General features: G+C 40.2%; 7 protein-coding genes. 6 read left to right on the top strand and 1 reads right to left on the bottom strand.

Annotation, left to right across the window (positions count from 1 at the left end; genetic code table 11):
* From EI164_RS13480 to tsf, 6 genes are all read left to right on the top strand, one after another.
* Positions 1–1,977, top strand: a 1,977-nt coding sequence (locus tag EI164_RS13480) for an ATP-binding protein (protein ID WP_192520452.1), incomplete at its 5' end; no start/stop codon positions are given.
* A 63-nt stretch (positions 1,978–2,040) separates the two neighbouring features.
* A complete protein-coding gene (locus EI164_RS13475) occupies positions 2,041–2,403 on the top strand; it encodes a response regulator (RefSeq protein ID WP_192520451.1) in 363 nt (120 codons plus the stop codon).
* 29 nt (positions 2,404–2,432) lie between these two features.
* Entirely contained in the window at positions 2,433–2,882 is a 450-nt protein-coding gene (locus tag EI164_RS13470; RefSeq protein WP_192520450.1) for a chemotaxis protein CheX, read from the top strand.
* Positions 2,883–2,914: 32 nt separating this feature from the next.
* Positions 2,915–3,364, top strand: coding sequence for a chemotaxis protein CheX (locus EI164_RS13465; RefSeq protein ID WP_192520449.1), 450 nt, complete (start codon positions 2,915–2,917; stop codon positions 3,362–3,364).
* Between the two features lie 397 nt (positions 3,365–3,761).
* Positions 3,762–4,556, top strand: a complete 795-nt coding sequence (rpsB, locus tag EI164_RS13460) for a 30S ribosomal protein S2 (protein ID WP_192520448.1) — start codon at positions 3,762–3,764, stop codon at positions 4,554–4,556.
* A gap of 432 nt (positions 4,557–4,988) precedes the next feature.
* Positions 4,989–5,870, top strand: coding sequence for a translation elongation factor Ts (tsf, locus tag EI164_RS13455; RefSeq protein ID WP_192520447.1), 882 nt, complete (start codon positions 4,989–4,991; stop codon positions 5,868–5,870).
* A 206-nt stretch (positions 5,871–6,076) separates the two neighbouring features.
* On the opposite strand, the gene EI164_RS13450 is transcribed toward tsf, so the two are convergent.
* Positions 6,077–6,886, bottom strand: a complete 810-nt coding sequence (locus tag EI164_RS13450) for a lytic transglycosylase domain-containing protein (protein ID WP_192520446.1) — start codon at positions 6,884–6,886, stop codon at positions 6,077–6,079.
* Positions 6,887–7,129: the final 243 nt, after the last annotated feature.

The following is a 7,129-nucleotide window of genomic DNA, read 5'->3' as shown; positions in this document are numbered from 1 at the left end:
GCTCTTTCATTTCAGGGGTATAGTTTCGTGTTTTCATTGTCGTATTCTCTCAGAATGTTAAGTCTCCGACAATCTCGGGGCGGTTCAGATTATCAAATTCCTAGTCTTAAGACGGCAACGCAATTGGCTGCATTGGAAGAGGCACAGCAAGATTGGAATAACTTAAAACCCCTGATTACAGACTATCTGGAAGGCGCTGGTGATATTCGAGTCAACTCTTCAGATGCGTTGGCCTTAGCTTATGAGCAGGCAAAAACGTCTAGCTTGAGTATGAACGATGCGCTAGATAAGCTCACTAATGAGGTTTATCTTGAAACGGAGCGCCAAGCTGCTACTATTCGCTTGATTCAGTTACTGGGTGTTGCTGCTATTTTTGCATATTTCTTAGTATTCGTATTCTTCTTTGTACGTCGTCTACGCGAGACGGATGCTGAAGCAGCAGCTGCTCGTCAAGAAACACAAGAAATTATGCAAACGGTAAACACAGGGCTATTTTTGCTTGATAAAGACTTAAATATTGGTCAGCAACATTCTCGAGCATTAAATGATATTATTGGTTCTGACCGTCTGTCAGGAGAGAACTTTACCAATGTCTTGCGTGGTCGTATTTCTGATAAAGATTTGAAGACCACACAGCAGTTTATCGAACAGCTTTATAATCCACGAGTGAAAGAAAAACTGGTTGATTCTCTTAATCCGTTGCATAAAGTCATGCTGCACAATACTTCTGGAAGTAAAGCGGCAAATAACCGTTTCTTAGATTTCAAGTTTTCACGTGTTTATGACGATAAAAATATTGCTCGTATTTTGGTCAACGTCAACGATGTATCCGATGCTGTTCATTTAGAACAACGCTTAGAAAAAGAGCGTTCACAAAACGATATGCAGATTGAGATGTTAACCACTATCTTGAATGTAAATCCAAAGATTATTAATGAGTTTATTACTAATACTCAGACGCATATCGAAAAAATGAACAATATCTTGAAAAACCCTGGTAGTTCACAATACGAGCTCGAAGGTAAATTGAAAGCCATCTATCGCGAGATGCACAGCTTAAAAGGTGAAGCATCTGCACTAAAACTGCATAGCTTTACTAAAATTGCTTCAGATGCGGAAGACAAATTGCATGGGTTGCAAAACCAAGGCCAGCTATCAGGTAATGACTTCTTACCATTGGCGGTACACTTAGATGACTTATTGAGTCTGTCGAACACTATTGCGACGTTAGGTGAGCGCATCAATCGCTCAGGACCAACCACCGCAAAACCCGTTGTCACACCACAAACTACTGAATTAGATGAGAGTGTCGTCGAACACAGTGTGTCTGAAGCAGTTATGGTGGAAAGTCAGATACCAAATCATTCAATCGGTAGTATCGATATAGATGGCGGTTTAGATATTGATCTAGACAGTGATACAGATGATGATATTTTGTCTTTTTATAAAGAGTTTGTGACAGATATTGCACAGAGACAAGGCAAGCAAGTACAGCTCAAAAGTAGTACGCTCAACGACGTAAATATACCAGACCATGTGGCAAAACCATTTAAAGAGATGAGTATACAGTTGCTACGTAATGCTGTGGTACACGGTGTCGAAGCACCAAGTGTTCGTCAAGCGGCTGGTAAAGCCGAAGTGGGAACGATTGACTTAGAAGTACAAGACAGTGGTTCGAATTTTATACTGATTGTACAAGATGATGGTCAAGGCATCGACTATGATAGTATTCGTAATAAGTTGAGCAACAGTGGTCGCTTTAGTGCTGAAGAAGCCAGTCAGTTGAGTCAAAGTCAGTTACTCAAACAGCTGTTTTCTTCAGGTTTTTCTACCAAAGAAGATGCGGATGAAGATGGTGGTCGCGGTGTTGGTCTCGATATCATTAAAGCGCAAGTAAAAGAGTATAATGGCAAGCTTAACGTAAATAGTGAGCTAGGTCAGATGACACGGTTTGTCATTACTTTACCTAAAGCTTAATCAAAAACAGTAGATTATATTGTCAAGGACGACAAGTACTTCATTAAAGGTAATAGAACAGTTATGCATAAGTTAATGATTGTTGATGATTCAAATATTATCAGAAACCGCATACAGCGCGCGTACGATTCAGGACAGTTTATGCTAGTTGCGACAGCGACTAGTGGTGTTCAAGCCCTTGAAAAGTTCAATATTCATCGTCCTGATGTGATTACTATGGATTTGACCATGCCGCAAATGGATGGACTTGAATGCATTGAAAAAATCATTGCGATTGATCCTGAAGTGCGAATTTTAGTGGTGTCTGCATTGTCTGATAAATCCACTGGTATTGAGGCATTGTCGTTGGGTGCCAGCGGATTTTTGTGCAAGCCTTTTTCAGAAGAAGAGCTAGTAGAGTCTTTGTATGAACTAATGCAGGACTAAACCCTTCAACGACTTAAGTAGATGTCATTATGAAAGAACAAAAGCTACAGATTTTTTTGAGTATTATTAGTAACTATTTTAATCAGTTTGGTGAAGAAGAGCTTATCGCTGACACCCCTTATCTATTAGAGAATAAACAGCCAAAAGTTCACGACTATACGGGTGTCATCGGTATATCAGGTGGTCAAAAAGGCGTGGTATATTTCTCAGCAACCCATCAGTTATTATCTACTATATTAGACAGTATGGGTGAAACTGACAAAAGTGATGAGAATTATATAGATTTGGCTGGAGAAGTGGCCAATACCATCGCAGGTAATGCACGCAAAGAGTTTGGCTCTGAGTTTCATATATCAGTGCCATTGGTCTTTAAAGGTTCTCCGCAAAGTATTGTGTTGCCTAACGATGAGCGTTCTTTTATTATCCCCATCACTTGGCACTCGCAAATTGGCGAGATTGTGGTCTGCTTACAAGATTAACAATACTGCCGCACAATAAAGATGGATATATTATGGTTAAAGTAGAAAAATTAGGTGTGTTTCTTAGCTCAATAAATGCTTTTTTTGTACAGATAAAGGGCTCAGAAGCATCTATTGACACACCTTATTTGAATCATAACAGAAGTGCCGTTGGCTATGATTATAGTGGTGTGATTGAGATATCGGGCCCACTTGAGGGTTGTGTCTATGTCAGTGCGCCAAGTGCGATGTTGCGAGAGATCATCAAAGTGATGGGCGAGCCTGACTCATCAATCAAAATGATGAAAGATTTACTGGGTGAGATGGCTAATACCATCTCTGGTAATGCTCGTACTGAGTTTGGTGCTGAGTTTATTATCTCACCACCTCACATTGTTGAAGGTGTCCCGAGTGTGTCTTATTTGCCTAAAGACCGACAGAGCTATGTCACACCATTTACTTGGCATGGTTATAAAGCGGTTATTGGTATTTGTATCGCATAATCAGATATAGAGCAAAGTATATACAGTCAAAGTAACTTCAAAAAGCGACACATTAGTGTCGCTTTTTTTGTTTGTAGAAAAGATTATATTTCGCTTTTATTTTAATGCGTTATACTAATAAATGACTGGAGATGATTGTGGAATATATGATAAAATGCGGCGCAGCTATTTTATAAGTTAGAGTTTGATGTTTTACCAATTTTAATAATAGCTTCTTTTTTAAACCAACCAATGACACACACATCATGGCAAAGAATTGCTGGGTGTTTGGCGACTTGATTAATTTGTATAAAAGTTAGTGTTGTTTTAATGAGCATTAACCGTTAGCAGATGCGTGTCGCTAGATAGGCAGTTTTTGTGATGTGGAGGCATAACCCAACCAATAGGAAAATTTAACATGGCTACAAAGAACCCAACCAAAATCGAAATGCGCGACTTATTACAAGCCGGTGCTCACTTTGGCCACCAAACACGTTTTTGGAACCCAAAAATGGGACCATACATCTTTGGTGCACGTAACAAGATCCACATCATCAACCTAGAGCACACAGTAAAAGCGTTTAATGAAGCTTTGACTTATGTAAACGGCCTAGCTGCCAAGAAAAACAAAGTATTGTTTGTTGGTACTAAACGCGCTGCAAGCGGCATCATCCGTGAGCAAGCTGCCCGCGCTGGTATGCCGTACGTTGACCATCGCTGGTTAGGTGGCATGTTGACTAACTGGAAAACACTACGCCAGTCAATCAATCGTCTAAAAGAGCTGGAAAAGCAATCAGAAGACGGTACTTTCGCGAAGCTAACTAAGCGTGAAGCGTTAGAACGTACTCGCGATATGGAAAAACTTGAGCGTTCACTAGGCGGTATCAAAGACATGGGCGGCCTACCTGATGCTATCTTTGTTGTAGACGTGGATCATGAAGCGATTGCTATCAAAGAAGCCAAGAATTTGGGTATCCCAGTTATTGGTATCGTTGATACAAACTCTAGCCCAGATAACGTTGATTACATCATTCCAGCTAACGATGATGCTATCCGTGCGGTGACTTTGTATGTTACCTCTATGGCTGATGCTATTATTGCTGGTAAAGAATATGCACAGACTCAAGCTGGCGGCAAAGCTGAGCAAGCACCTGCTGCTGAAGAAGCACCAGCTGAAGCTAAAGCAGAAGAAGCTGCAACTCCAGCAGAATAAATAGCTGGCCGAAAAGGTTTAACTTAATAAGAATAATTTGATAGCGTATCTATCAGTACACTTATGAGGTTATTAACAGCGTATAAGCTTACAATAGGCATGATGTAGTTTTACTCGTCATGCCTTGTTGTTGATGGATAGGCAGTTAGTAGGCGAGTATTATCGCCTATGTTTTTCCGCACTATACAGTGTCTATGATGACTATTTACAATAGATACGGTTATCACGGAAACAGTGACATCATACAATCAGATTGCATGGCTATACAGTAAAAAATATTAGCAAAAGTTAAGCACTATAGTTGAATCCAAATGATTTCGAGACAAGTAAGCCAAATGCAAGCTATACATTAGTATGGTTAGCGAGGATAACGACGTAGCGGATTTATACGGACTTGACTATATCCAACATAACAATACTAAGGTGACTCTTATGTCAGAAGTAAAAGTATCTGCCAAAATGGTAAAAGAATTGCGTGACCGTACTGGTCTTGGCATGATGGAATGTAAAAAAGCGTTAGAAGAATCAAACGGCGATGTTGAAGTTGCTATTGATAACCTACGTAAATCTGGTCAAGCTAAAGCAGCTAAAAAAGCGGGTAACATCGCAGCTGATGGCGCAATCATCATTGCCCAAGGCGAAAACAAAGCATTTTTGTTAGAAGTTAACTGCCAAACTGACTTCGTTGCAAAAGATGATAGCTTCACTGCATTTGCAGAAAAAGTAGCTAATATTGCCCTAGAGAATAACGTAACAGACGTTTCCGCTATCTCTGCATTGCCTTATGGCGATGGTCAAACAGTTGAAGAAGCACGTGTATCATTAGTACAAAAAATCGGTGAAAACATTCAGGTTCGCCGTGTTGAAGTACTTGAAGGTGCAAACATCGCTGCATACCGTCATGGTCTACGTATCGGTGTGGTCGTTTCTTATGAAGGTGGTACTGCAGACACTGGTAAGAACCTTGCCATGCACATCGCTGCATTTAACCCGGTTGCGGTTAATGACGAAGACGTTTCTGCTGACGTACTAGCACGTGAAAAAGACATCATCGAAGCCAAAGCTAAAGAGTCTGGCAAACCTGACAATATCGTTGAAAAAATGATCGAAGGTGGCTTACGTAAGTACTTAGACGAAGTAACTTTACTACGTCAGCCATACGTTATGGACAACGATAAAAAAGTTGGTGACGTACTAAAATCTGAAGGCGTTAAAGTACTTGGTTTCAAACGTCTAGAAGTTGGTGAAGGCATTGAGAAGAAGCAAGAAGATTTTGCTGCTGAAGTTGCTGCGACTCAAGCAGCTAACAAGTAAGTTTTAAAATATCGTAAGCGCTATGTTAATTGTGAGCATTGTATCAATTGCTTGATGTAGTGCTTACTGATTGTTTAAACAAGCTTGTTTTTGAATCTAAGAAACATAAAAAAGCCCGTTAATTAGTTAACGGGCTTTTTTATGTCTAGCTTACTTATCTTGGGGTTACTGTTTTACATACGCTAGCTTTTTAGCGACTTAATGTTTTAGCGTAAAGCAGCATACGCTGAGTTGACATAACTGGCACTGTTACCATTACTACTGGTGCCATAACTGACATTTTTAAGACCACTGCTTGTATTATTGTTTTGGTTACTAGCGCTCATAGTCACGCCATATAGGCCTGAATCATTTTTATACAAACTATGATAGCGGCTCATTACTTTTTTAACATAGTTCTGTGTTTCTTTGAAGGGAGGGATGCCACCGTATTTATCGACATTGCCTTCCCCTGCATTATAGCCTGCCACAGCATATTCAATTCTATTGTCAAAACGGCGCATGAGCCAAGCGATATATTTAGCTGAGCCCTCGATATTTTCGGCTGGGTTCCAAGGATTATTTACTTTAAAGCGGCGGGCAGTGGCAGGCATTAGTTGCATCAGACCTTGTGCGCCAACTGGTGAGCGTGCATTGGGATTAAATGCTGATTCAGTATGCATCATTGCTTTCATGAGCGCTGGATCTACGCCATGACGCTGGGCTGAGGCACGAATATAGCTATCATAAGCATTGCGGCTACTGCTTTTACTAGCGGCGCTGCTTCCGTAGTTATTGTTATTGCTATCGTCGTACATCTTAGAGTTTCTATAGTGGGTAACTTTGACTGTTTGAGTAAATTTATCAAAGTCACCACTAGTTTGACTGCGATTGGTAAGTAGTATTTGACCGTCGCTACTTTTTTTGATGTACATACTATCTGCATAAGCTGTAACAGAAAAGGTTAAAGTACTAGTAATGACAGTAAGTAGGGTGGTAGACAAGCAGCGAGTAACTAGGGTTGTAATATTTATCATAGGGTTATCACTTTTCATCGAGTAATAGCAAGGTATTTTGCCTATAGGCGCATTGTTGTGCGCGTTTAAGCGGTTATCGTGTCGGTAACGAGCTCTATAAAGGATATAGCAACTCAGAACACATCACTTCTAACTAGAAACCACTCGTAAAATAGATACAAAAAATAATAGTTGTTTACTATAACATATAGGGCGTGTTGAACATTGGCGACAAATTGATGGCAAAAAAAATAGCGAACGGTT

This window comes from Psychrobacter sp. FME13, assembly GCF_014861395.1.
Lineage (GTDB): Bacteria > Pseudomonadota > Gammaproteobacteria > Pseudomonadales > Moraxellaceae > Psychrobacter.
Note: the sequence above shows the minus strand (reverse complement) of the source record. Positions and strands in the feature narration are given on the sequence as shown.